This window comes from Ruegeria sp. AL3 (assembly GCF_056536065.1).
Window position 1 is genome coordinate 417,220 of the sequence record NZ_JBQFJG010000001.1, and the last position, 25,825, is coordinate 443,044.

25 protein-coding genes are annotated in these 25,825 nt (G+C 59.0%); 7 read left to right on the forward strand and 18 right to left on the reverse strand.

The genetic code is table 11. The features are described from left to right. Window positions 1-56 precede the first annotated feature (56 nt). A complete protein-coding gene (locus ACR3E6_RS02105; protein ID WP_117872500.1) occupies window positions 57-1,076 on the forward strand; it encodes a ribose-phosphate pyrophosphokinase in 1,020 nt (339 codons plus the stop codon). A gap of 103 nt (window positions 1,077-1,179) precedes the next feature. Then, the gene (gene rpiB / locus ACR3E6_RS02110; protein WP_171634498.1) at window positions 1,180-1,629 is read left to right on the forward strand and encodes a ribose 5-phosphate isomerase B; all 450 of its coding nucleotides are present in this window, start codon (window positions 1,180-1,182) and stop codon (window positions 1,627-1,629) included. Window positions 1,630-1,673: 44 nt separating this feature from the next. Here the strand turns inward: rpiB and ACR3E6_RS02115 are convergent, their stop codons facing one another. The 7 genes from ACR3E6_RS02115 to ACR3E6_RS02145 all read right to left on the reverse strand — a co-directional run bounded on the left by ACR3E6_RS02115 (window position 1,674) and on the right by ACR3E6_RS02145 (window position 8,033). Further along, window positions 1,674-2,024, reverse strand: a complete 351-nt coding sequence (locus tag ACR3E6_RS02115; protein ID WP_171634501.1) for an H-type lectin domain-containing protein — start codon at window positions 2,022-2,024, stop codon at window positions 1,674-1,676. A 114-nt stretch (window positions 2,025-2,138) separates the two neighbouring features. Next, on the reverse strand, window positions 2,139-2,549 hold the full coding sequence (locus ACR3E6_RS02120) for a F0F1 ATP synthase subunit epsilon (protein WP_171168948.1): 411 nt from the start codon (window positions 2,547-2,549) through the stop codon (window positions 2,139-2,141). 12 nt (window positions 2,550-2,561) lie between these two features. After that, the gene (atpD, locus tag ACR3E6_RS02125; protein WP_152459011.1) at window positions 2,562-3,986 is read right to left on the reverse strand and encodes a F0F1 ATP synthase subunit beta; all 1,425 of its coding nucleotides are present in this window, start codon (window positions 3,984-3,986) and stop codon (window positions 2,562-2,564) included. A gap of 18 nt (window positions 3,987-4,004) precedes the next feature. Then, the gene (locus ACR3E6_RS02130; protein WP_171634503.1) at window positions 4,005-4,883 is read right to left on the reverse strand and encodes a F0F1 ATP synthase subunit gamma; all 879 of its coding nucleotides are present in this window, start codon (window positions 4,881-4,883) and stop codon (window positions 4,005-4,007) included. A gap of 15 nt (window positions 4,884-4,898) precedes the next feature. Then, complete coding sequence (atpA, locus tag ACR3E6_RS02135) at window positions 4,899-6,437, reverse strand: F0F1 ATP synthase subunit alpha (RefSeq protein ID WP_152459013.1); 1,539 nt, start codon at window positions 6,435-6,437, stop codon at window positions 4,899-4,901. After that, complete coding sequence (locus ACR3E6_RS02140) at window positions 6,438-6,998, reverse strand: F0F1 ATP synthase subunit delta (protein WP_171722736.1); 561 nt, start codon at window positions 6,996-6,998, stop codon at window positions 6,438-6,440. 300 nt (window positions 6,999-7,298) lie between these two features. Further along, complete coding sequence (locus ACR3E6_RS02145) at window positions 7,299-8,033, reverse strand: class I SAM-dependent methyltransferase (protein WP_171634510.1); 735 nt, start codon at window positions 8,031-8,033, stop codon at window positions 7,299-7,301. A 61-nt stretch (window positions 8,034-8,094) separates the two neighbouring features. On the opposite strand from ACR3E6_RS02145, the gene gloB reads away from it, so the two are divergent. The 3 genes from gloB to ACR3E6_RS02160 all read left to right on the forward strand — a co-directional run bounded on the left by gloB (window position 8,095) and on the right by ACR3E6_RS02160 (window position 12,387). Then, a complete protein-coding gene (gene gloB, locus ACR3E6_RS02150; RefSeq protein WP_480485595.1) occupies window positions 8,095-8,862 on the forward strand; it encodes a hydroxyacylglutathione hydrolase in 768 nt (255 codons plus the stop codon). Window positions 8,863-9,036: 174 nt separating this feature from the next. Next, a complete protein-coding gene (clpA, locus tag ACR3E6_RS02155; RefSeq protein WP_171168952.1) occupies window positions 9,037-11,361 on the forward strand; it encodes an ATP-dependent Clp protease ATP-binding subunit ClpA in 2,325 nt (774 codons plus the stop codon). 138 nt (window positions 11,362-11,499) lie between these two features. Then, window positions 11,500-12,387 carry a YHYH protein gene (locus tag ACR3E6_RS02160; RefSeq protein WP_480485597.1) on the forward strand — a complete coding sequence of 296 codons (888 nt, stop codon included), beginning with the start codon at window positions 11,500-11,502 and terminating at the stop codon, window positions 12,385-12,387. A 49-nt stretch (window positions 12,388-12,436) separates the two neighbouring features. On the opposite strand, the gene ACR3E6_RS02165 is transcribed toward ACR3E6_RS02160, so the two are convergent. From ACR3E6_RS02165 to ACR3E6_RS02175, 3 genes are all read right to left on the reverse strand, one after another. Further along, complete coding sequence (locus ACR3E6_RS02165) at window positions 12,437-14,179, reverse strand: peptidoglycan -binding protein (RefSeq protein WP_480485599.1); 1,743 nt, start codon at window positions 14,177-14,179, stop codon at window positions 12,437-12,439. Window positions 14,180-14,182: 3 nt separating this feature from the next. Beyond that, the gene (locus tag ACR3E6_RS02170) at window positions 14,183-15,361 is read right to left on the reverse strand and encodes a biopolymer transporter ExbB (protein WP_480485601.1); all 1,179 of its coding nucleotides are present in this window, start codon (window positions 15,359-15,361) and stop codon (window positions 14,183-14,185) included. A 69-nt stretch (window positions 15,362-15,430) separates the two neighbouring features. Then, a complete protein-coding gene (locus ACR3E6_RS02175) occupies window positions 15,431-15,961 on the reverse strand; it encodes a gamma-glutamylcyclotransferase (RefSeq protein WP_480485603.1) in 531 nt (176 codons plus the stop codon). A gap of 66 nt (window positions 15,962-16,027) precedes the next feature. On the opposite strand from ACR3E6_RS02175, the gene ACR3E6_RS02180 reads away from it, so the two are divergent. Further along, window positions 16,028-17,026: a DUF2125 domain-containing protein gene (locus ACR3E6_RS02180; protein WP_480485605.1), complete on the forward strand. Its 999-nt coding sequence runs from the start codon at window positions 16,028-16,030 to the stop codon at window positions 17,024-17,026. Here the strand turns inward: ACR3E6_RS02180 and ACR3E6_RS02185 are convergent. From ACR3E6_RS02185 to ACR3E6_RS02200, 4 genes are all read right to left on the reverse strand, one after another. Then, window positions 17,023-17,856, reverse strand: a complete 834-nt coding sequence (locus ACR3E6_RS02185; protein ID WP_171634528.1) for an extensin-like domain-containing protein — start codon at window positions 17,854-17,856, stop codon at window positions 17,023-17,025. The two genes, ACR3E6_RS02180 and ACR3E6_RS02185, sit on opposite strands and share 4 nt — an antisense overlap. Then, entirely contained in the window at window positions 17,853-18,773 is a 921-nt protein-coding gene (locus ACR3E6_RS02190) for a prephenate/arogenate dehydrogenase family protein (protein ID WP_171634530.1), read from the reverse strand. Before ACR3E6_RS02190 ends, ACR3E6_RS02185 begins: the two co-directional genes overlap by 4 nt. Beyond that, window positions 18,770-19,855, reverse strand: a complete 1,086-nt coding sequence (gene hisC / locus ACR3E6_RS02195; RefSeq protein WP_480485608.1) for a histidinol-phosphate transaminase — start codon at window positions 19,853-19,855, stop codon at window positions 18,770-18,772. Before hisC ends, ACR3E6_RS02190 begins: the two co-directional genes overlap by 4 nt. Window positions 19,856-19,919: 64 nt before the next feature. After that, complete coding sequence (locus ACR3E6_RS02200) at window positions 19,920-21,335, reverse strand: aminotransferase class V-fold PLP-dependent enzyme (RefSeq protein ID WP_480485610.1); 1,416 nt, start codon at window positions 21,333-21,335, stop codon at window positions 19,920-19,922. A gap of 102 nt (window positions 21,336-21,437) precedes the next feature. Between ACR3E6_RS02200 and ACR3E6_RS02205 the strand changes: the two genes are divergently transcribed. Next, on the forward strand, window positions 21,438-21,899 hold the full coding sequence (locus ACR3E6_RS02205) for an Lrp/AsnC family transcriptional regulator (protein WP_171634539.1): 462 nt from the start codon (window positions 21,438-21,440) through the stop codon (window positions 21,897-21,899). Window positions 21,900-22,029: 130 nt separating this feature from the next. On the opposite strand, the gene rpsD is transcribed toward ACR3E6_RS02205, so the two are convergent. The 4 genes from rpsD to ACR3E6_RS02225 all read right to left on the reverse strand — a co-directional run bounded on the left by rpsD (window position 22,030) and on the right by ACR3E6_RS02225 (window position 25,825). Further along, window positions 22,030-22,650 (reverse strand): 30S ribosomal protein S4, encoded by a 621-nt coding sequence (gene rpsD / locus ACR3E6_RS02210; RefSeq protein ID WP_152459028.1) that lies wholly within the window; start codon window positions 22,648-22,650, stop codon window positions 22,030-22,032. 240 nt (window positions 22,651-22,890) lie between these two features. Beyond that, window positions 22,891-23,211 carry a hypothetical protein gene (locus ACR3E6_RS02215; RefSeq protein ID WP_480485612.1) on the reverse strand — a complete coding sequence of 107 codons (321 nt, stop codon included), beginning with the start codon at window positions 23,209-23,211 and terminating at the stop codon, window positions 22,891-22,893. Window positions 23,212-23,834: 623 nt separating this feature from the next. Next, the gene (locus ACR3E6_RS02220) at window positions 23,835-24,770 is read right to left on the reverse strand and encodes a glycerophosphodiester phosphodiesterase family protein (protein ID WP_480485614.1); all 936 of its coding nucleotides are present in this window, start codon (window positions 24,768-24,770) and stop codon (window positions 23,835-23,837) included. Continuing rightward, a complete protein-coding gene (locus tag ACR3E6_RS02225; RefSeq protein WP_480485615.1) occupies window positions 24,770-25,825 on the reverse strand; it encodes a sn-glycerol-3-phosphate import ATP-binding protein UgpC in 1,056 nt (351 codons plus the stop codon). Before ACR3E6_RS02225 ends, ACR3E6_RS02220 begins: the two co-directional genes overlap by 1 nt.

Here is a 25,825-nt window from a genome sequence, read left to right on the forward strand (position 1 = left end):
CGGTGTCAACATCACGAATCTGTCACATTGCCATTGCTGCCCGGGGACCTCAGCCGATGCCGACACTTCACGAACCCAAGCTTATCGCTGGGAACGCCAACCTTCCACTTGCCAAAACCATCGCCCGTCGCATGAGCCTGTATCGCGGTGTCGACCAGGGATTGGTCGATGCACGCGTCGAACGGTTCAACGATGGCGAGATCTTCGTCGAAGTGTTCGAGAACGTACGCGGCGAGGATATGTTCATTATCCAGCCGACCTCGAACCCGGCCAACGACAACCTGATGGAGCTGCTGATCATCGCCGACGCACTGCGCCGCTCGTCGGCGCAACGGATCACGGCCGTGATCCCCTATTTCGGCTATGCCCGCCAGGATCGCCGCACCAAGGCCCGCACGCCCATCAGCGCCAAGCTGGTGGCCAATATGCTGACCGGCGCAGGGATCGAGCGGATTCTGACGATGGATCTTCATGCCGCGCAGATTCAGGGGTTTTTCGATATGCCCGTCGACAATCTGTACGCCTCGCCGATCTTTGCGCTGGATGTCAAAAACCAGTTCAAGGACAATCTGGATGAGATCATGGTGGTTTCACCCGACGTGGGCGGCGTGGCGCGCGCGCGTGAACTGGCCAAGCGCATCAACGCCCCCTTGTCGATCGTTGACAAGCGGCGCGAGAAAGCAGGCGAAGTCGCTGAAATGACCGTTATCGGAGATGTGAAGGACAAGATCTGCCTGATCGTCGACGATATGTGTGACACCGCCGGAACACTTTGCAAGGCCGCGCAGGTCCTGTTGGACAATGGCGCCAAGGAAGTTCATTCGTACATCACGCATGGTGTCATGAGCGGCCCCGCGGTCGAGCGGGTGACGAACTCGGTTATGAAGTCGCTGGTGTTGACCGACACGATCCAGCCGACCAAAGAGATTTTGAAGGCAAAGAACATCCGCATCGTTCCGACTGCGCCGATCTTCACCCAGGCGATCCTGAACATCTGGAACGGAACCAGTGTGTCTTCGCTGTTCGAAGACAAGACGCTGACCCCAATCTACGAATCCATGTATCAGATGGATTGAGCAACAGGGGCGGCCAAACATGTCGCCCCCTGATATCTGAAATACCGATTGCGCGGATATCTGACCATGGGGCGCGATCGGCGACACAAGTGGAATCACCTCCATGACTGCCAACAAACGTATTGTTCTTTCCAGCGATCACGCGGCGATCGAGCTGCGCCAGTCCGTGGCCAACCACATCGCACAGCAAGGTTGGGACGTGGTTGATATCGGCCCGACAACCCCGGAAAGCACCCATTACCCCAAGCACGGCAAGGCCGCAGCGCAGGCCGTTGCCTCGGGCGATTGCAGCTTGGGTATCGTCCTCTGCGGCACTGGGCAGGGTATCATGATGGCTGCGAACAAAGTGCCCGGCATTCGCTGTGGCGTTTGTTCCGACGCATTCTCGGCCCGCATGATCCGCCAGCACAACAACGCCAACATGCTGTCGATTGGCGCGCGGGTTGTCGGTGAGGGTCTGGCGCTGGACATCGTTGACGCGTTTCTGAATGCCGAATTCGAAGGCGGCCGCCACGCCACACGCGTGGACATGATCGAAGCGCAGGACGACTGAACCCAATCAGTCGTTCAAACGCCTGAAAACATGGCGAACCCGGATCAGGATATATTCCAGTCGTCCGGGTGTGCCACCTCTCCTATCGCGGTCCAGCTTGCCCGGATGCGAGCAATCCGAGTGTCGGACCAGGTCCGGAATACTGCGTCAAAACCCTCGGCAGTGATATGTTCGGCCTGAACCTCTGCGCGCAGCGCCGAGGACGTGTCGACATCCCACAGCGAGATCCCGATCTGCACCATAGGCGGGGTCCGAAATGCTTCTTTGAACCGAATGTTTGCGCGGCGTTCACGCGGCCCCTGCCCGGTCCACATATCGCCGCCTTCGGCAAACTCCGAGAACAGGACATTTTCACCCTGCTCAATTCCAATGGGATGGGTTAGAAACTTTTTCATCTTATCATCATTATTCTTGAATTCCCGCAACTTACCCCGGCATTTCGGCAAAAGCACGACAAAAAAACGGCCCCGCAATTGCGAGGCCGCTCAAATTTTTCACTAGTGGGCCCGTTACAGGCTCATATGCGTTCCAAGCGCTTCCATGTCGGCCAGCAGCTTGGCTGCATCGTCGACAATGGTCTGTTCGCCGTTTTCCTTCGCCACCTCGTGCGAGGCGCGTGCCTCGGCGATCAGCTCGTCCAGATGCGCGCGGGTTACTTCCGCCACCGGGATGGCCTTTTCGGCCAGAACCGACAGGCTGTCGCCGTTGATCTGGGCAAACCCGCCGGTGACCAGGTATTCGCTGGACCCTTCGGGTGCCTCGACCTTGAGCAGACCGGGGCGCAGCGTGGTGATGGTGGGGGCATGATCGGGCATCGCCGTCATGTCCCCGTCCGCGCCGGGAATCTGGACCGCGCTCGCCTGAAGCGAAGCAAGGCTCCGCTCGGGGCTGACGAGGTCGAATTGCATCGTGTTTGCCATCAGGGATACTCCTTAGGCGGCTTCTGCGGCCATCTTCTCCGCTTTGGCGATCACTTCGTCGATGCCACCAACCATCAGGAAGGCCGCTTCGGGCAGGTGATCGTATTCGCCGGCCACAACGGCCTTGAACGACGCGATGGTCACATCCAGAGGAACCTGAACGCCGGGCGAACCGGTGAAGACTTCGGCCACGTCGAACGGCTGCGACAGGAAGCGTTCGATCTTACGGGCACGGGCCACGGTCAGTTTGTCCTCTTCGGACAGTTCGTCCATGCCGAGGATGGCGATGATGTCCTGCAACGACTTGTAGCGCTGGAGGATCTGCTGAACGTCCGTCGCAACCTTGTAGTGCTCTTCACCAACGATGGCCGGGTCAAGCAGGCGCGAGGTCGAGTCGAGCGGGTCAACCGCCGGGTAGATACCCTTTTCCGAGATCGCACGGTTGAGAACGGTGGTCGCGTCAAGGTGGGCAAACGAGGTTGCCGGCGCAGGGTCGGTCAGGTCGTCCGCGGGCACGTAGATCGCCTGAACAGACGTGATCGAGCCCGACTTGGTCGAGGTGATGCGTTCCTGCAGAGCGCCCATGTCGGTAGCCAGTGTTGGCTGGTAGCCCACGGCCGAAGGAATACGACCCAGCAGAGCCGACACCTCGGAACCCGCCTGCGTAAAGCGGAAGATGTTGTCGACGAAGAACAGAACGTCGGTACCGGACTGGTCACGGAACTGTTCCGCCAGGGTCAGACCGGTCAGAGCGACACGTGCACGCGCACCCGGAGGCTCGTTCATCTGACCGTACACCAGGGCCACTTGGCTTTCCGACAGGTTGTCGGGCTTGATCACGTTCGATTCGATCATCTCGTGGTACAGGTCGTTCCCTTCACGGGTCCGTTCACCAACACCCGCGAACACCGAGAAGCCCGAGTGCACTTTTGCGATGTTGTTGATCAGTTCCATGATCAGAACGGTTTTACCAACGCCGGCACCGCCGAACAGGCCGATCTTACCGCCTTTGGCGTAGGGGGCCAGCAGGTCAACGACCTTGATGCCGGTCACCAGAATTTCCGACTCGGTCGACTGTTCGTCGAACTCGGGCGCGGGCTGGTGGATGGCGCGGGTTTCGGTGGCTTCGACCGGGCCCTTTTCGTCGATCGGTTCGCCGACCACGTTCAGGATGCGGCCCAGGGTGGCGTTGCCGACCGGAACCGAGATCGGTGCGCCGGTGTCGGTCACGGCCTCGCCGCGGACCAGACCTTCGGTCGCGTCCATCGCGATGGTGCGGACAGTGTTTTCACCCAGGTGCTGAGCAACTTCCAACACCAGGCGCTTGCCGTTGTTGGTGGTTTCCAGCGCGTTCAGAATTTCAGGCAGCTGATCTTCGAAGTGCACGTCGACGACGGCCCCGATGATCTGTGTGACTTTGCCTTTTGCATTCGCCATGTTTCGTCTCCGGTTTTCTTACAGCGCTTCGGCGCCGGAAATAATTTCAATCAGCTCGTTGGTGATCACGGCCTGACGCGAGCGGTTGAACTGGATCGTCAGCTTGTCGATCATCTCACCCGCGTTGCGTGTCGCGTTGTCCATCGCGGACATCCGTGCACCCTGTTCAGACGCTCCGTTTTCGAGCAGAGCCGAGAAGATCGCAGTCGCAACCCCCTTGGGCAGCAGGTCGGCCAGAATGGCTTCTTCGCTGGGCTCGTAATCGAAGATGGCACCGCTGTCGTCACCCGCCGCTTCGCCCTCGAACGAGGCGGGGATGACCTGCTGCGCCGTCGGGATCTGGGTCACGACGTTGACGAACTTCGAGTAGAAGATCGTGGCAACGTCGAACTCACCCGCGTCAAAGCGAGACAGGACGTCCTTGGCGATGTCTTGCGCGTTGTTGTACCCAATGCGCTTGACCTCGCTCAGGTCGATATGTCCAACGAACAGATCGCCAAAATCACGCTTGAGCGCGTCGCGGCCCTTCTTGCCGACAGTCAGAACCTTGACCGTCTTGCCTTTCAGGCGCAGCTCTTCCGCCTTTTGGCGGGCCAGCTTGGCTATGTTCGAGTTGAAGCCGCCGCAGAGGCCGCGTTCAGCTGTCATGACAACCAGCAGATGGACATCGTCACTGCCCGTACCACGGAGCAGCTTGGGGGCGCTGTCGCTGCCCCCGACCGAAGCCGCCAGCCCTGCCATCACGGCATTGAACCGCTCGGCATAGGGGCGCGACGCTTCGGCAGATTCCTGGGCGCGGCGCAGTTTTGCCGCCGCGACCATCTGCATGGCCTTGGTGATCTTGCGGGTCGATTTGACCGACTCGATCCTGTTTTTAAGGTCCTTAAGATTTGGCATATGCCCGCCTCTCCCTTAAGCGAAGGTTGCGGCGTATTCGTCCAGCGCAGCCTTGATCTTGTCGGAAGCGTCACCCTTGATCTTGGGGTCTTCGTCCGTGATCCACTGAAGCAGATCCGCGTGCTTGCCACGCAGGTGCGCCAGCAGGCCAGCTTCGTAACGGCCAACGTCGGACACATCGATCTTGTCGAGGTAACCATTGGTACCTGCGAAGATGACGCAGACGATTTCAGCGTTGGTCAGCGGCGAGTACTGCGGTTGTTTCATCAGCTCGGTCAGACGCGCACCACGGTTCAGCAGCTGCTGGGTTGCGGCGTCGAGGTCTGAACCGAACTGCGCAAAGGCCGCCATTTCGCGGTACTGAGCCAGTTCCAGTTTAACCGGACCCGCAACCGACTTCATCGAGTTGGTCTGGGCCGAAGAGCCCACACGCGAAACCGACAGACCGGTGTTCACGGCAGGACGGATGCCCTGATAGAACAGTTCGGTTTCCAGGAAGATCTGGCCGTCGGTGATCGAGATCACGTTGGTTGGAATAAACGCCGAAACGTCACCACCCTGAGTTTCGATAACCGGCAGAGCGGTCAGCGAACCCGCGCCGAAGTCTTCGTTCAGCTTCGCCGAACGTTCCAGCAGACGGGAGTGGAGGTAGAAAACGTCGCCAGGATAGGCTTCACGTCCGGGCGGACGACGCAGCAGCAGCGACATCTGACGATAAGACACAGCCTGTTTCGACAGGTCATCATAGATGATCAGCGCGTGGCGGCCGTTGTCGCGGAAGTATTCAGCCATCGCAGTTGCGGCGTAGGGTGCCAGGAACTGCATCGGTGCCGGGTCCGAAGCGGTTGCGGCCACAACGATCGAGTATTCAATCGCACCGGACTCTTCCAGTTTCTTCACCAGCTGCGCAACGGTCGAACGCTTTTGACCGATCGCTACGTAAACGCAGTACAGTTTCTTCGACTCGTCGTCGCCTGCTGCGTCGTTGTAGGTTTTCTGGTTCAGGATGGCGTCCAGAGCAACGGCGGTTTTGCCGGTCTGACGGTCACCAATGATCAGCTCACGCTGGCCACGGCCGATCGGGATCATCGCGTCAACCGATTTCAGGCCGGTTGCCATCGGCTCGTGAACCGATTTACGCGGGATGATGCCGGGCGCTTTTACGTCTGCAACGCCACGCTTGGTTGCGTTGATCGGGCCTTTGCCGTCCAGCGGGTTGCCCAGACCGTCCACAACGCGGCCCAGCAGCTCGTCACCGATCGGAACGTCCACGATCGAGTTGGTACGCTTGACGGTGTCACCTTCTTTGATGTCACGGTCGGAACCGAAGATAACGACACCGACATTGTCGCTTTCCAGGTTCAGCGCCATGCCCATGATGCCGCCGGGGAATTCGACCATCTCACCGGCTTGCACATTGTCCAGACCGTATACACGGGCAATCCCGTCACCGACGCTCAGCACGCGACCGATCTCGGCCACTTCGGCTTCCTGACCAAAATTCTTGATCTGGTCCTTTAGGATTGCAGAAATCTCTGCAGCTTGGATTCCCATTTATCCGACCTCTTTCATTGCATTCTGTAGGGAGTTCAGCTTCGAACGGATCGAACTGTCGATCATTTTCGAGCCCACTTTAACGACAAGACCGCCGATGAGGCTTTCATCCACGGTCGCATTGATAGTTACGGTCTTGCCCACGCGCTCAGACAGCGTCTTGGACAGTTTTTCCATTTGCGTCTTGGTCAGCGCCTTGGCCGAGGCGACATCCGCGGTCACTTCGCCACGCTCATCAGCCAGCATGTCGCGCAGAACCTTCAGCAGTTGCGGCACGACGAACAGGCGACGCTTCTGCGCCATCAGACCCAGCGTGTTGCGCAGGATGGCGTTCAGACCCATCTTGTCTGCGATCGCAGTGATCGCGCCTTCCTGTTCAGCGCGGGAAACCAGCGGCGATGCGATCAGGTCGCGCAGCTCTGCACTGTCGTCCAGCGCGGCTGCCAGATCATTGATGCCGGATTCCAGACCTGCAAGGTCGTTGTTCTCTTTTGCGATCTCGAAGACCGCGGTGGCATAGCGCTCGGCGATGCCAGTGGAAATCGAAGCTGGTTCGGACACGTCCACCCTTCCGATATTTTGGGCCCCGAATTCGCGTGCGGCAGCTACCCCGGGGGCGTGAAGAAACCCCGGCCAGACGGTCGGGGATCAAAATCACCGGGGATGTAGCAGAGCCGAACCAACCAAGCAATACGCTATAGCGGTAACGGATTTATCCACAAATTGTTATTTTTCATTAACTTACGGCAAGTGCGACGGTTTGAACACATTGGCCCAGTTGAAAAATGTTACGAATATGCAGGTTTTTGCGATTCCTGTGACTTTTTTTCCTCAATTTTTCGCATGGAATTGCCCGGGGTCTCAGGCGGGCTTCAGCAAGCCGTCCAGCGCTTTGATCGGTCTTTTGACCGCGTCTTTGGTCACGCTGCCGCTTGGCGGGCGGATATGTTTGCTGACTTCCACCATCAGCACCCCACCCGCCATCACCGTCGGAATCCGCTGGCCGGTCTTTTCGATCAGGTTGCCGGATTTCAACCAGAATCGCCGGAACGACGGAGGCATATACAAGGCCGAGCAATGCACCTCGGGCAGGAAGTGATGAGCCTTAAGCTGGTTTTCCAGCTGAGTTGCAGAGTACGGGCGCCCGAACCCGAACGGGGTCTTGTCCGACCGTGACCACAGACCCGCCCGGTTTGGAACGATGAAGACGGCCCGGCCACCGGGGCCCAGCACGCGCCAACATTCGTCAAGCAACTGGTTTGGCCGTTCCGACGTTTCCAGCCCATGCATCACCACAAGCTTGTCCACGTGGCCGGTCTCGATCGGCCAGAGGGTTTCTTCGGTCAGGACCGAAACGTTGGGCATGCCTGCCGGCCATGGCATCACGCCCTGTGGTCCCGGCATCAACCCGATGACCCGGCGCGCATCCGACAGGTAAGGGCGCAGCAAAGGCACCGCGAAACCGAATCCCGCCACTGTCTGGCCTTTTGCTTCCGGCCAAAGCTCGATCAGACGCCCGCGAATAGCCGCCTGCGCCGCACGCCCCAACGTGCTGCGGTAATAGAAGTTCCTCAGATCCTGTACATCAAGATGCATTGCGGACATCCGGTCAATCGGCTTAGCTGGGCGCAGTCTAGCAATGAAAGGGCAAAAGGCCATGCCTCTTGAAATCGTTACAATCCCGTGCCTGAGCGACAATTACGCCTTTCTGGCGCATGACGCCGTCACTGGCCAGACCGCCCTGATCGACGCGCCCGAGACCGCACCGGTCCTGAAGGCGTTGGATGACCGGGGGTGGACGCTGTCACATGTGCTGTTGACCCATCATCACTGGGATCACGTGGACGGGCTTGCGGGAATATTGGCCAAACAACCGGCAAAGGTCATCGGGGCCGCCGCTGACGCAAACCGCCTGCCACCGATGGATCAGCAGGTCCAAGAGGGCGACAGTTTCGAGATAGGCGGCGAACCGGCGCAGGTTCTGGACGTTTCCGGGCATACGGATGGCCATATCGCATTCTACATGCCGCAGAGTTCCGCCGTGTTCACCGCCGACAGCCTGATGGCGCTGGGTTGTGGGCGCCTGTTCGAGGGCACACCCGCGCAAATGTGGGCCTCTTTGAACAAGCTGGCCGCCCTGCCGGACGACACTTTGGTTTGTTCAGGGCACGAATACACACAATCCAACGCCAAATTCGCGATTACAGTCGATCCCGAAAACCAAGCCTTGAAAGATCGCATTGCGGATATCGACCGCGCGCGTGCGGCCGGGAAAGCCACTGTTCCTTCGACTCTGGCCCTTGAAAAGGCCACAAATCCGTTCCTGAGGGCCGCCGATCCGGCGATTCAGGCGAAATTGGGTATGGTGGGCGCTGACCCCGAGGCCGTTTTTGCCGAAATTCGGGCTAGAAAAGACCGGTTCTGATGCCTATTTGCTCCTCTTCAGGGCCACGGTCACAACAAATGTGACTGTCAAGTGAAAGAAAACCCTTGAAGCCGGGCCACGATCAACCAAACTCTAATAGTATGAGGACATGGTTGGGATGGGGTTCCGGCCAAGAAACCGCCCCCTTCTGACCCAAGACAGAGGAGCACCCGCGTGCCTTCATTCTCGAGCACACTGGAACAAGCCATACACGCGGCCCTGGCGGCTGCGAATGAACGGCGCCATGAATTCGCAACGCTGGAGCATTTGCTGCTGGCCCTTCTGGAAGAACCCGATGCCGTGCGCGTCATGAAAGCGTGCAGTGTCGATCTGGACGAGCTGCGCAGCACTTTGGTGGAGTTCATCGACGAGGATCTTTCGAATCTGGTCACGGATATCGACGGATCCGAAGCCGTACCCACCGCAGCGTTCCAGCGCGTCATTCAGCGCGCCGCGATCCACGTTCAAAGCTCGGGCCGGACCGAAGTGACCGGCGCCAACGTTCTGGTCGCCATATTCGCCGAACGCGAAAGCAATGCCGCCTATTTCCTGCAAGAGCAGGACATGACCCGTTACGACGCGGTCAATTTCATCGCGCATGGCGTCGCCAAGGATCCTGCCTATGGCGAAAGCCGCTCGGTATCCGGTGCGGATCAGGTGGAAGAAGACGCCCAGACCACATCCGGCGAAGCCGAACAGAAAGAAAGCGCGCTGGGAAAATACTGCGTGGATCTGAACGCCAAGGCTCGAGCTGGCGATGTCGATCCGCTGATCGGACGCTCGGATGAGGTGGAACGCTGCATCCAGGTGCTGTGCCGCCGCCGCAAGAACAACCCGCTGCTGGTGGGGGATCCAGGTGTGGGCAAGACCGCCATCGCAGAAGGCCTTGCGCACAAGATCGTCGGTGGCGAGGCCCCCGATGTGCTGGCCAATACCACGATCTATTCCTTGGACATGGGCGCGCTGCTGGCCGGAACCCGCTATCGCGGTGATTTCGAAGAACGTCTGAAAGCGGTTGTGACCGAACTGGAGGATCACCCGGACGCGGTGTTGTTCATCGACGAAATCCATACCGTGATCGGTGCCGGGGCGACCTCGGGTGGGGCTATGGATGCCTCGAACCTGCTGAAGCCTGCGCTTCAGGGCGGCAAACTGCGCACCATGGGCTCGACCACCTACAAAGAGTTCCGTCAGCACTTCGAGAAGGACCGTGCGCTGAGCCGCCGGTTCCAGAAGATCGACGTGAACGAGCCTTCGGTAGAAGACAGCGTAAAGATCTTGCGCGGGCTGAAGCCTTATTTTGAAGAGCATCATGACATCAAATACACCGCCGATGCGATCAAGACGGCGGTCGAACTGTCGGCGCGTTACATCAACGACCGCAAGCTGCCCGACAAGGCCATCGATGTGATCGACGAGGCCGGCGCGGCGCAGCATCTGGTCGCGGAAAGCAAGCGGCGCAAGACCATTGGCGTCAAAGAGATCGAGGCGGTTGTCGCCAAGATCGCGCGCATTCCGCCCAAGAACGTCACCAAGGATGATGCGTTGGTGCTGAAAGACCTCGAAGCATCGCTGAAACGGGTGGTGTTTGGTCAGGATCTGGCAATCGAGGCGCTGTCCAGCGCGATCAAACTGGCCCGCGCCGGTCTGCGCGAACCTGAAAAACCCATCGGCAACTATCTGTTTGCCGGTCCGACGGGGGTTGGCAAGACAGAGGTGGCGAAACAGCTTGCAGATACCCTGGGTGTGGAACTGCTGCGTTTCGACATGTCGGAATACATGGAGAAACATGCCGTCAGCCGCCTGATCGGTGCCCCTCCGGGCTATGTCGGGTTTGATCAGGGTGGTTTGCTGACCGACGGTGTTGACCAGCATCCGCACTGCGTGTTGCTGCTGGATGAGATCGAAAAGGCCCACCCGGACGTGTTCAACATCCTGCTGCAGGTGATGGACCATGGCGAGCTGACCGATCACAACGGTCGCACGGTGAATTTCCGCAACGTGGTGCTGATCATGACCTCGAACGCGGGCGCGCAGGAACAGGCCAAAGCCGCCATCGGCTTCGGTCGCGATCGGCGCGAAGGCGAAGACACGGCCGCGATCGAGCGTATGTTCACACCGGAATTCCGCAACCGTCTGGATGCCGTGATCTCCTTCGCACCGCTGCCGAAAGAGGTCATTTTGCAGGTGGTCGAGAAATTCGTCTTACAGCTTGAGGCACAACTGCTGGATCGTGGCGTGACCATCGACCTGACCCCAAAAGCTGCCGAGTGGCTGGCCGACAAGGGATATGACGACAAGATGGGTGCACGCCCGCTGGGTCGCGTGATTCAGGAGCACATTAAGAAGCCGCTGGCCGAAGAGCTGTTGTTCGGCAAGCTGGCCAAGGGCGGCGTGGTTCGTGTCTCGGTCAAGAAGGGCGAACTGGATCTTGAAATTCTTGGCCCGGACCAACGGCGCATTTCAGGAGACAAACCACCTCTGTTGACGGCAGACTGACCAAAATACAGACAACTCCTTCAAAGCCCGGCGATCCCCATCGCCGGGCTTTTTCTCTGCTGACAGCATAAAGTGCGACGGAAAAAGACTTCTGCCGCGTGTCATCTTCAATGATGAACGCAAGACAGGGATCGACACGTGAGCAAAATTTCAATTCTCTGGGGCGCCGCCTTTGCCCTATCCACCGTTGCCGCTGTGGCAACTGCACAGCACAGGTTTCGCTATCACGACGAAACGACCGCAGAAACGCTGAGGTTGGTGCCAGCAACCGAAAACCCCGGGAAAAGCAGCGCCTCGGTGAAAGAAAAAGGCGGAAAAATCAAAGTGACGGGCAACGGCATTCCTGATCATCTGGTTGGCCGGTTTCCAAACCAAGGCAATCCGCACCAGATCGAACAGCAGAAGGTCAAGTTGAAATTGCCTGCAAATCCAACGACCAAAGGTGCAATCACGCCGCTGCAAATGGGGTGGAACTTTGGCGTGTCACTCAACGGGGTTGTGTTCGACCCGCTGGCGGCCGAGTTTTGGCATGGCGACCCCAGGTCCGGGTGGTCCTACAATGCTCTGGGTGGCGCTGTTTCCTTGGGATTGGACGCCAATTATGCGCATGTACAGCCGAACGGAAAGTATCACTATCACGGTGTACCGACGGGGTTGGTCAAGCTGCTGGGATGGTCACCGTCCGAGCATTCACCCTTGATCGGCTATGCCGCAGATGGTTTCCCGATATATACCGTCACTGGCGTCGTAGGGGGCAAAGTGACCGAAATGACGTCGTCCTATCGTCTGAAACCCGGCAACCGGCCGGGTGGCGCTGCGCCGGGCGGGCGGCATGACGGCGCCTTCAACGAGGACTACGTTTTTGTTCAGGGTCACGGCAATTTGGACCAATGCAACGGCGCCTTCACCGTTTCAGCAGAATACCCTTCAGGAACCTATGCGTATTTTCTGACCGAGGATTACCCCGTGGTACCCCGCTGCTTCATGGGCACTCCGGATCAAAGCTTTCGCTTTGGCAGACGGTAATCGGTTTGACCCCATCACACAGATTACCCATGCAAGAGGCAAGGGTTTGCTATCTTTCCGTGAGTTTCAGCTCGATCCGGCGGTTCTGTGCCCGCGCCTCGGGCGTGTCAGCCGGATTGACCGGCTGGAATTCACCAAACCCGTTTGCCGCCAGACGATTGGGTGGGATGCCCAGCGCGTCGACCATAAAGCGCACAACAGACAACGCGCGACCCTGGCTGAGTTCCCAGTTGTCCCGGTATCGGCCCGAACCGGCCAGCGGAACGTTGTCGGTATGGCCGTCGACCCGGATCACCCAGTTCAGACCGGGCGGAATTTCAGCGGCGACACTGCGCAGGATGTTCGCAACTTTCGCAACCTCCTGCTGCCCTTCCGCGGACAGCACGGCTGATCCTGTCGGAAACAAAACCTCGGATGAAAAGACAAAGCGGTCACCTTCAATCCGCACGCCTTCCTGATCGCCAAGGACATCCCGAAGACGTCCAAAAAATTCCGAACGATAGCGTTGCAGATCTTCCGCCTGCGCTGCCAGTTCCTCATTCTGACCGGCCAGTGCTTCGGCCTCGGCCTCGAGACGCAGGCGTTCGGCTTCTTCCAGCAGGCGGCGGCGGCGTTCTTCCGAAGCGGCACGGGCCAGCGCGGCATTCAGGTCCTGACCCAAAGTCTGGATTTGGATCTCGGCGGCCTCGTTGCGCTCTTCGAAATCGTCCAGCAGAGCCTGCAAGGACCCCAACTGCCCGCGCAGCGCGGCAATCTGCTGGTTGAGAAGAGCCGCCTCACGCTGGGCCTCGGCTGAGATTTCTTTCTCTTCCGACAATGTCGATTCTGCCAGAGCCAGCAAAGCCTGCCTTTGTTCGGCCAGGGAGCGTTGTTCATCAGCATCCGCCTGCGCTTGCGTTTGCGCCTCCAGGGCGGCTTCAAGCTGGGCGCGCAATTCATCAGGGTTCACGTCGCCGAATTGCCGCTCAAGCTCGGCCCGCGCGGCTTGCGCGGCGGCCAGAAGAGTCAGCGTATCTTCGGCCTCTTTGCGTTGTGCCTCCAACGCGAGCGTCATGGCCGTCAGCTCGGCATCCGCATCCTGAAGGCGGTTTCGCAATGCCTCGGCGGCAGCGGCTTCGGCCAGGCGGGCGGCTTCTTCATCGCTCAGTTGCTGTTCAAGGGTAGCGATTTCCGCCGCGCGTTCATCGCCGCTTTGCTCCAGATCCGCAACCAATGCTTCCAGTGCCTCGCGGCGGGCGGCTGCCAATCGGGCAGCTTCCGTCTGCGCATCGATTTCCTCGCGACTTTGTGCAAGGGCAAGGTTCAGCGCCTCTTGTTCCGTCAGCAATTGCTCGCGCACAGTCTCAAGCGCTGCGATGTCGCCCAAAGCCTGTTCCTGCTCGGCAAGCAGCGCCGCAACCTGTGCTTCGAAATTCGTGATACGGGTCTGCGCCTGATCCAACGCGGCGGCCTGACGGTCGCGTTCGGTGGTCAGTGAGGCGATCAGCGACTGCGCTTGCGCCAGATCGTCTTCGGCCTGCGACAGCGTCGTGTTCAACGCACCCAGCCTTGCCTGCAAGCGGCTGTTTTCACGCTCTTCCAAACCCAGCGCGCCCGCAAGCGCAGCAACCTCGTCTGCCAGCGTCGTCAGTTCGTCTTCCTGACCCGAAATGGTTTCGCGCAGAACGAACTGAATCACCATGAAGATGGTCAAAACGAATGTCAGCACCATCAGCAGCCCGGTCATCGCGTCCACGAATCCGGGCCAGACCGAGCCCTGGAAGCGTTGACCGGTGCGGCGGGACAGCGCCATGGGTTACTCTCCTTCCGGCGTGGTGCGCACCGCGCCCCGCGGCAGGGTCAGGGCCTTGACCAGCAGTTCGATATCCTTGCGGAATTCGTTCATGCTTTCCTGACGACCCGCCGAAATCTCTTCGAGAATGCGCAGCAACTGCACGTCCATCGAGCGCAGGCGCATCCGGCTTTCGGCATCGATGCCATCGCCTGCACCGTGCTCGCGCATGTGGTCAAGCAACGCATCCTGCCCCAGCGCAACACGCTCCAGAGCCGAAGTGACGCTTTCGGTATTGGCCTGGCGATAGTTCATCTCGGCAATCACATCGACCAGTTGCCCCAGCTTGGCCGAAACCTCAGCCCGCTCACTTTCCTGAGCGGCAAACAGATCCTGCAACGCATCCATCTGTTCGGACATGGCATCCAGCACAGGTGTCAGTACGGCGATCTCTGCCCCGCCCTCTTCACCACCGGCAAATCCGACGCGGGTGATCGAGGACAGCCATTCTTCGAGCTCGCGATAGAAACGGTTCTGCCCGTGCCCGGCAAACACTTCGAGCAGACCAACAATCAGCGATCCCGCCAAGCCCAGCAGAGAGGACCCGAACGCAACGCCCATCCCCTGCAACTGCGCCTCGAGTCCGGTCATCAGGCGATTGAAGACGGCCAGCCCCTCTTCGCCTTCCTGCGGGTTCAGGCTGCGGATGGTGTCGACAATGGCTGGAACGGTTGTCGCCAGGCCAAAGAATGTACCCAGCAGACCCAAATAGATCAGAACATTGGTTATATAACGCGTGATTTCCCGTTCTTCTTCGACACGCTCGGCCACGGAGTCCAGAATGGACCGGGTTGAGGTGGAACTGATCTGTGAGCGCGCGCCTCTCTCCCGCAGCAGCGAAGCCAAAGGCGCCAGCAATTGCGGTGTACGCGCATCTTCGCGAACGACGCCCCCGACAAAGGCCTCGATCCAGCGCACGGACCCGATCAGTTGCGTGACCTGATAAAAACAAGCGAGGACGCCGATAAGAAATACGATCAGAATGAAACCATTCAGATACGGATTGGCATAGAAAACCGGCAATACGTAAGGCAGTGCCAGAAACACGCCCAGCCCGGACAAGCCGATCGCCATCAACATCAACAGAATTTGTCGAATGGGATGCGAGAAATGGGGTCTCGCGCCCTGATGTGCCTGCGCCATGCGCGTGGTTCCCGGTATTTGCCTGCTTTGCGTCGAATCTAGCGGGATTCCGCGCGTGACGCCAAGAGTTTATGCGGTAATGTCGCGCACCCGTTGCGCCAACCACTCAAGATCATGGTCACGCAGCCCGATCTCGGCCAGATGTTCTACGGTGTTGTAAAGATATTCATCATTCGGACCGCGCCCGCCAACCGCATGAGCGATGATCCGGGCCTGTTCCTCCAACGGCATCCCGCCGCAATACTGGACGTGGTCGGCATCGATCACATAGGTAACGACATTGACGATTTCGCCGTTTTCCAGGTGCACATCCAGCATACGTTCAACATAGGCCGAGGAAATCAGCTCGCGCTCGCGCAGCTCGTGCAGCGTACGGTCTTCGTGACCCGCCTCGACCGCAAGGGCCAAACCGGTGCAACTTGCGTTCTCCTGTTCGTCCAGTGCCAGCACCAGGCCCGGTTTTTCTTCGGTCCCGCGGTGGTGGATCGAGCTCATGCAGAAGGAGCGGGAATAACCATGAAGTGTCGCGCGTTCACTGCGTGCCACCGGAAAGCCCGGATTCCACAGCAGCGATCCATATCCGAATACCCACATCGTCATTGCACTGGTCCTTGCCTGTTTCGGCCTATAAACATCAATTCCAAGGCGGGAAAAAGGGCCTTTCGAATGCGTATGATACGAGTGTTGATTTTTGTTTCCCTAGCATGGAGCGCCTATTGGTTCGTGGCCGGGTATGGCCTGCGCTCTGCGATCACTGGCTGGTTCGAACAGCAGGAGGCGCGCGGCTGGCAAGCGGATTTCTCGAATGTCGCGACAGCGGGCTATCCGACCCACCACATGACCCGTCTGAACAATCCGGCGCTGGCGGATCCGGTGAACGGCACGGCATGGAGCGCGGATTGGATCGAATTCGAAAGCCCCGCCGTCTGGCCCGGTCGTCAGATATTGCGGTTCGCGGACACACCGCAACGCCTGTCATATTTCGACCAGACATCAACAATCGTGGCCGACGAATTGCTGGCCGAGCTGCAATTGCAGCCCGGCGTCTCGCTCGTGCTGGAGAAAATGGCTTTGACGGCCGAGGCCTGGTCGGTGACTGAAAACTCCACCACGCTGGCCTCGGGCGACACGCTGAGCCTGATCATGGAACAAACGCCAATTTCAGAAGCCTATTCCATCACGGCCCGCGCGGATGGGTTTACACCGGGGGAAAAACTGCGGGCCCTGATGCATTCCGCAAGTTCGTTACCGCAAAGCTTTGAGACGCTGGAACTGGATATGGTCACCACTTTCGACAAGGTTTGGAGCCGGTCCGCCCTCGAAGACAGCCGTCCGCAGCCCGTGGCCATCGATCTGCGTCTGGCCGAGATCAAATGGGGTGAGCTCCGCCTGTTCGCGACCGGCGATTTGGATGTGGACGCCCAAGGTATCCCGACCGGAGAGATTGCCGTCAAAGCCGAAAACTGGCGGGATATGATCGCAATGGCAAACGCGGCGGGTGCCCTGCCCGATCAGGCCGTTGATCCCGTCACCCGAGGGCTGAACTTTCTGGCAGGGCTGGGCGGAAACCCCAACGCGCTGGATCTGCAACTGAATTTCCGCGATGGTTTCGTGGCGCTCGGGCCATTGCCTTTGGGCCCTGCCCCGCGCCTGATCCTGCGTTAACGGCAGTAAGGTCCGCTGCGATAGCGGGCCGTATCAAGGTGGAAATGATCCTTGTGATAGCGATCGGAATTCGGCCCCAGCACGGTACCAAACGGGCCGCACGCCCCGCGCCAGATCTTCTTGAGCTGTTTCTGAGACGGGTTCTTGCGCCACCCGTTCAGGACGGTCACCACCTCACCGTCAGCCATTTTGAAACCTGAGATATCGATCGCACGACCCTTGCCATGTTCGGATATCCGCGCACCTTTGCGGTTGTTGCGGGTTCGGCAGGCATAATGGGCGGCGATTTGCAGCTCGACCACGGGCCCGCGGCGTTTAAAGGTGGGTTTGACGGTCTTGTCGACCCACTTGTTCAACGCAATGGCGGTGCCGCAATCCATCGTCGAGGGGCGGCTGAGCATCACACCCGAAACCGAGGTGATCTGCACCGCATCCTTGACACCACAGGCTGAATTCTTGCTGCCCACACGGCCAACAGGTTTGCCTTGAATGGCAATATCCCCGCAAACAGACCCTTTGCGCAGCTTGCGCCTTTTGAACAGCACCTGCTGCTCGACAGACTCGGGTCGCAAATAAGGCATCAAGGATGTGTCCGGCCCCAGAAGTGGCAGCTCCGACGGGCGCGCCGCCGCAGCCGTGACTTGCGGCGAAACCGGACGCGAAACCGGACGCAGGTTGGCAATGTCAGAAGGGGCAGGCGCGCTGACAGCCTGCTGAACAGTCAAAGGGCGCATGAGGGGCACCAAAGACTGGTCAAGGGGCGCGGCATGAACCGGCGCGGCGCTCAAAGCCACGACCCCGATCAGAATATGCCCCCAGCGCAGTCTCATGAACTTGCCTTTCCCCGCCCAAAGTCCGGCGCATCCGTATCCTGCCCGGCATCGATGATGCCGCGACGAATAGCACGGGTGCGGGTGAAGTAGTCAAACAAATGATCGCCGTCGCCAGTGCGTATGGCGCGTTGCAGGGCAAAAAGCTCTTCGGTGAACCGGCCCAGGATTTCCAGCGTCGCATCCTTGTTGGACAGGAACACATCCCGCCACATGATCGGGTCGGACGCGGCAATCCGGGTGAAGTCGCGGAAGCCGGCGGCCGAATATTTGATGACTTCGCTGTCGGTTACCCGTCGCAGATCGTCGGCCACGCCAACCATCGTGTAGGCAATCAGGTGCGGCGCATGGGACGTTACGGCGAGGACCAGATCGTGGTGATCCGCATCCATCTCATCGACATTCGACCCCATGCCCTCCCAGAGCGCGCGCAGACGGGCAATGGCATCCGGGTCCGAACCCTCGACCGGGACCAACAGGCACCAGCGATTGTCAAACAGTTCGGCAAACCCGGATTCAGGGCCGGAATGCTCGGTCCCTGCCAAGGGATGCGCGGGAACGAAATGCACTCCGTCGGGGATATGAGGCTGTACCGCCCGAATGACGCCCCGCTTGACCGAACCCACATCCGTAACGGTGGCACCGGGTTTCAGCACGGGTGCAATTTCTTCTGCAACTGCGCCCATAGCCCCCACAGGCACGCAGAGCACGACAAGATCGGCGCCTTCAACCGCCTCGCGTGCCGTGTCGCAAACACGGTCACACAATCCGATCCTGCGCGCGGTTTCACGGGACTTTTCAGACCGGGCATAACCCGTCACTTCCCCGGCCAGCCCTGCACGTTTCATTGCCCAGAACATGGACGAAGCAATCAGGCCCAGCCCGATCAGCGCAACGCGGTCGTAAATCTGGCTCATGCTGCGCCCTCTTTGAATGCAGTGATCGCCGCAACCACACGGCGGCAGGCTTCTTCGTCGCCCACGGTGATCCGCAAGGCGTTCGGCAGGTTGTAGCCTGCAACCCGGCGGACAATCAAACCCTGCGTTTTCAGGTAGTCATCGCAGGCCTCGGCCTCGGCCTGATCGGCGAAACGCGCTAGGATGAAGTTGGTGCAGGACGGGTCCGACGGCACGCCTGTCTTGGCCAATTGATCGGCCAGCCACACACGAAGGCGCGCGTTTTCGGCCTGACAGAAGGTCAGGAATTCCACATCGTTTACCGCAGCTTCAGCCGCCGCCAATGCGGTCATTGACAGGTTGAAGGGCTGGCGCACCCGGTTCAGCACGTCGATGATCGGGCGGTGCGCATAGCCCCATCCGACACGCATACCGCCCAGCCCGTACACTTTTGAGAAGGTGCGCGTCATGATTACATTCTCATGGGCGTCAACCAGCGACGCCCCGCCATCGAACCCATCGACAAACTCCGCATAAGCGCCATCAAGAACCATCAGGCAGGTGTCGGGCAGACCCAGCGCCAGACGTTCCAGTTCGTCGTTCGGGATCATGGTCGAAGTTGGATTTCCGGGGTTGGTGACAAACACGATCCGCGTCTGCCCCGTTACCGCGGCGAGAATGGCATCCACATCCACCTTGCGGTCACGTTCGGCCACCATGACCGGCGTCGCGCCGGCCATGCGGGCGATGATCGGGTACATGGAAAACCCGTGCTCGGTATAGATCACCTCGTCCCCCGGCCCCGCGTAGGCCTGAGCGACGAATTGCAATACCTCGTCGCTGCCGACACCGCAGATGATCCGCGCCGGGTCCAGCCCATGGCGTGCGCCGATGGCCGCGCGCAGGCTCGCGTGGTCGGTGCTGGGATAACGATGCAGAGTGGCCGCGCTGTCGCGCACCGCCTCTATGGCCTTGGGGCTGGGTCCAAACGGGTTCTCGTTCGAGCTCAGCTTGATCACATGCTCCACTCCCGCCACATACGACTGACCGCCCTGATACAGCGCGATGTCCATAATGCCGGGTTGTGGGGTGATCTTGGTCATGAGAGGCTCCGTTGAATGGGCCTCTCATACCTGTCTCAAAGGGTTGAGAAAAGCGGCAATTCCCTCATGCGGCCTTGAAGCGCGCTGTTGCCGGGTCGGCGTTGTAGTAAGGCGTGAATTCTTCGGTCCGGTGCGACAGGTCATTGACGCTGTCGATGATGAACTGAACCGTCTCTTCGCTCATCAGATATGAGAAATTCAGGCGCACCCAGCCGGGTTTTTTCATTTCTTCCCCAGCGGACAAGGCAGCGTGCAGCGCCTCTGACGTTGCCTGATCGATCCCCAGCAAGCGGTGGGCGTAGGGTCCGGCACAGGCACAGCCGCCCCGCGCCTGAATGCCGTAGATATCGCTGAGCATCCGCGTAAACAGCTGCTGGTGCACGGGCTGGCCCGCATTGTCGCGCACCAGGAAGGAAAAGATCGGCAGACGGTGCGCTTTTTCGACCCCAAGCAGGGTCAGGTTCGGGTTGTTCTTCCAGCCGTCCAGCGCCATTTGATTGTACTGCGCCTCACGCCGGGCGATTTCGTCCGTTCCGACGACATCCTTGACGATGAAGGCCAACGCCGCACGAATGTCTCCGATCACGTTGGGCGTCCCGGCCTCTTCCCGGGTGGACAGATCGGTGCTGTAGTCATGCCGCCACGGTGAAACGAAACTTACGGTTCCACCGCCGGGCCAGCTGGGGCACGTCCGTTTAACGGCCGATTGGTTCACAACCAAAACGCCTGACGCGCCCGGGCCACCGGGAAACTTGTGCGGCGAAACCACGATCGCATCCTTGCGGGCCCCTTCGGGCCCCATATCCATCGGCAGATAAGGCCCACCACCGGCATAGTCCCAAACGGCCAAGGCACCATACGCCTTGAGCATCCGCGTGACCGGATCAGGATCGGTGACAATGCCCGTTACGTTGGACGCGGCAGAAAACGATCCGACCACCAAATCGGCATCCACATGGGCCTCCAGCGCGGCTTTCAGCGCATGCAGGTCCACGCCACCGCCCTCGGCCTCGGGGATTTCGATGACACATGCCTTGCTTTCGCGCCACGGCAGAATGTTTGAGTGATGTTCATACGGTCCGATCAAGACAATCGGCTGGTCAGCCTCTGCCACCCCTAGCAGGCTGACCAACCGATTGAGCCCCGCAGTGGCGCCGGACCCGGTAAAGATCACCGCGTCCTCTTCCCGAGCACCAACAATGCGGGCTATTTCCGCCCGCGCTTCGCGGCGCAGACGTGTCATGTAGGACCCACAGTAGGAGGCCTCGGTGTGACTGTTTGCGTAAAACGGCAAAACGTCCTGCGCCACAAAATCCTCGACCTGCCGCAACGCGCGGCCCGAAGCGACGTAATCCGCATAGACAAGCGGCACGTCTCCAAGCAGACCCGGGATCAGAACGTTCTCGCCGATCAGCCCATCGCGCAGATTTGAATTGTGAGCGGTGGAACAGAGTTCCGCACGGAATTTGGACAGGGTCATGGCATTGGCTCCTTACTGCCATACCAATGTGATATTTCTGGCCCGAGGAAACTTCACATATCTTTGCGTGGATTTTTGAATTTTTGTGTCATATGATCAGTTATGGCATCAAAAATAGATCAAATTGATACACGCATACTGAAAGAGCTGCAAAAGGACGCCACCCTGTCACAGCGGGAATTGGCGGATCGGGTTGGCCTGTCCCAGAATGCCTGCTGGCGGCGCTTGAAGGCCCTGAACGAAAACGGTGTGCTGATCGGATCCACGGCCCGCATCGCACGAGAAGAACTGGGGTTGAGCCTTGTGGTCTTCGTCATGCTCCGCACCCGACACCACTCTGCCCAGTGGCTTCAGGCGTTTCGGAGCCATGTTCTGACAATCCCGGAAGTCGTGGATTTTCATCGGATCGGAGGGGATTACGACTATCAGCTGAAAGTCGTAACGCAGGACATGTCGTCATATGACAAGGTCTATCAACGATTGATCGAAAAGGTCGAGCTGGACAGCGTGACCTCGTATTTCGCGATGGAAGCGATCGCCGAAGGCAGGCCCCTGCCGATCTGACACGCACTACATTTGCCCAAAAACACCCTAAGGAGTCGCAGGCAATGTCGCGATGACGGCTGCGCCATGGGCAAACCAAAAAAAAGACCGCGCAAAAGCGCGGCCTTTCGGAATTCGATTTCGGCGAAGATCAGTTCTTCGCGTAGAATTCGACGACCAGGTTCGGTTCCATGACGACCGGGTAAGGCACATCGCTGAGGCCCGGCGCGCGCACGAACGTCGCGGTCATTTTCGAGTGATCGGCGTCGATGTAGTCAGGAACGTCACGCTCGGCCAGTGCGACGGCTTCCAGGACAACAGCCAGTTGTTTGGATTTGTCACGCACCTCGATCACGTCACCTTCTTTGACGCGGTAGGACGGGATGTTGACACGCTTGCCGTTCACTTTGACGTGGCCGTGGTTCACGAACTGGCGCGCGGCAAAAACAGTTGCGACAAACTTGGCGCGGTAGACCACAGCGTCCAGGCGGCGCTCCAGCAGGCCGATCAGGTTCTCACCAGTGTCGCCCTTCACACGCTCGGCTTCAGCGTAGATGCGGCGGAACTGCTTCTCGGTCAGGTCGCCGTAGTAGCCTTTCAGCTTCTGCTTGGCGCGCAGTTGCAGACCGAAGTCAGACAGTTTGCCCTTGCGGCGCTGGCCATGCTGGCCGGGGCCGTATTCGCGACGGTTGACCGGGGATTTCGGACGACCCCAGATGTTTTCGCCCATCCGGCGGTCGATTTTGTACTTGGCAGACGTGCGTTTGGTCACGGCTGATCTCCTTCGTTAGGTCGAAGCCCTGACGGGCCACTATGAAGGGCGTTGTCCTCTTGAGGTCTCCCCCATGACAGGCATCCCCTTGCGGGGGCCACCAACACCAATGAAGCCGCGCTTATATCCGCAATGCTGGCGGAGTCAATACAACATCCCGCAAAGTTCAGAAAAACGATCAGGGCAGACAACCAGCGGCCCGGGCTCCGCACCCAAACCGCAAGGCGGCGGCTTGAAGTCCTAGTTTGAGGTCGGGAAAGAAACTACCGTCGCGCCGCTTTTCGCGGCGGGGTTTGGGATCATCGCAAGCTCGGTCACTTCGACAATCCAGAACTCTTCGTCCCGTGGCGGGCAAGCGCCTTCGAACACAAGAGCCCGCGACGTATCGTTGCCATCGGCAACAAGCTTGGCAGAGAACTTCTGCGCACCGTTGGTAAGGGTAAGGGTTCCGGTCACATCGCCCGAAATCTCACGGACAATAGGAAAGTGGCTGGTCACCGGGCTGGAAAGGCCCCCGACATTTCCGATTTTTCCGATGCTTTGCTCGGCAGTCTCACTCATGACGATTGCTTGTCCACGCCATGACCATGCTGCTCCGACCGTCATACAGGAAAGGGGCGCGTCTTCTAGCCCATCAATTTCCGTCTGACACCAAGTAATAGCTATTTGACCGTTTGTTCCGGCTCTCATCTGCCCACTCGCACTTACCAACACCCCAACACTCAATTTTTTCCTTATCAGCACAAATTCCGGCGGAAAAGAGACAGAACTGTAGCAAACCCAAGATTGTTGTTAATGTGACTCAATTCTTGGCGCTGTTCGTCAGGGGCGCCGGCCCGTCGATGACGGTTGTGACCAGCGATGGGCGAAACCAATACCAAAAAACCTGATGGCATTGAACGAACTGATGTGCAGGTATCAATTCTTCTTCATCGCCCAAAGGCACGGAACACTATCCCGACAACCGCAAGCGTGACGCTCAGAGAAATGGGGGCAGCGTTCCGGATTTCCGTCAGCCGCGGGCCCAAGAACGGTATCCTGAGCAAAGGCTCTCATCAAATCATGTTGAAAAAACATACTGATCCTGAGCGATAACGGGCTGAAGGGCCTTTGTTTGAGGCAATTTTCAATCGGCGCAAGAAATTCATCCACGTCACCCTCGGGGTGCCGGGATCACCGGTACGCTACTGCCAACGGAAGCCTGACTCCGACAGTTGTCTTTGAACCCGCCCGGGATAGTCGGATACGATTGCGTCCACTCCCAGATCGATCATCCTGCCGATATCTTCGTGTTCATTGACTGTCCACACGACGACGCACAGGCCCAGCTCTTTTGCGCGCTTGACGTTTTCGGGTGTTACATCCGCAAAGTACGGGCACCAAAGCGAACCGCCAGCCTGCTTTACCAAGTTTGGAATTTCGTCGCGACGGCCACGAAAGTCCGGGCAAACGGATTTTGAGGAATCCTCGCCAACATCGTCGGCATTATCCGGAAGTTGCGTTAGGTAGGATGAAGGTATTTCCGGAGCTTGCCTCTGACACTCCGCCAACAGGTTCCAATCAAAACTGTGAAGCACCGCGCGCGAAGATAAACCCTTGCCGCGAACATCCCGAAGTACTCTGCGGACAAAGTTTTCCCGGTAAAGCGCATCATGGGCCACGTCGGGGTCCGACTTCAGCTCGAGCATCAAATGGGCATCACTGTAATTCGGGTCATTGACCAAATCGAGCAGATCCAACAGCCTTGGAACACGAACATCGTCTATTTGCGCCTGATCCGGGAAGCGTTGGCCATAGGCGGAATGGCCGTCCAGACGCCCAATATCGAATTGTCGGATCTGTTCGTAAGTCAGCGAGGAAACTTTTGGCTCTTCCCCGGTCAGAAACAGGCCATTGCAATCACGGAAACTGGCCGAATGCAGACGATGATTGTGCGTAATGACCGGCACATCATCGGCTGTCAGGACAACGTCAAATTCAAGAAGCGGGACGCCGATGGAAAGTGAAAAGTCGAAGCCGATCATGCTGTTTTCAGGCAACACGCCCCGTGCCCCTCGATGCCCCACGACCCGGATCAGGTTCTCCCCGCCGCGAAAGGCCTCAACCTGTTGAGACTCCATCAGCCTTCCAGCCTTTTGCCTGTCGCGTGGTCAAACAAATGCATGTTCTCAGGTGCCACCGAGAACCGCATAATCGGATGGCGTCCTTCGATCGGGTGGACACCGGGAAGGCTTGCCGTGATCGCGCTTTCAGAGCCCGACAGGTGACCGTGCAGCAACGTGTTGGCCCCAAGCGGTTCAGCCATCTGAATCGCGGCTTCAAGCGGGCCGTTGTCATCCGACAACAGGTGCTCCGGTCTTATGCCAAGCTTCACGGCGCAGTCCGGACCCCCAGAGGGGCCGACTTCGATTTCTCCGATCTTGACCGCCCCGTTTTGGCGCCGTGCTTCGAATATGTTCATTGCCGGGCTGCCGATGAATTGCGCGGCAAACAGCGTTTGTGGAGTTTCATAGACCTCGAGCGGCGTGCCCATCTGTTCGGCGATGCCGCCGTTCATCACGATCATCCTGTCCGCCATCGTCATTGCTTCGACCTGGTCATGCGTGACGTAAAGTGACGTGATCCCAAGTTTTTCCTGAAGTTCGCGTATTTCCAGACGCATCTGAACACGAAGCTTGGCATCCAGGTTCGAGAGCGGCTCGTCAAACAGGAAAACAGCGGGCTCGCGGACAATGGCCCGGCCCATCGCGACCCTCTGGCGCTGACCGCCGGACAATTGCCTGGGCTTGCGATCCAGCAAAGGTTCAAGCTGCAACAGCTTAGCCGCCTGGGTCACCTTTTGATCGATCTGAGCCTTGGGCAGCCCCGCGATCTTCAGGCCATACCCCATGTTCTGACGCACGGACATATGTGGATAGAGCGCGTAGTTCTGGAACACCATGGCGATGTCGCGATCCATGGGCTCTTTGTCATTGGCGCGTTCACCGCCGATCCGGATTTCCCCGGACGTGACCGTTTCCAGCCCCGCCACCATCCGCAACAATGTGGACTTGCCGCAGCCTGACGGGCCGACGATCACGATGAACTCTCCATCGGCGATATCGACATCAACGCCGTGGATCACATCCGTCGGGCCAAAGCTCTTTTTGACATTCTCTAGGGTAACTGTTGCCAT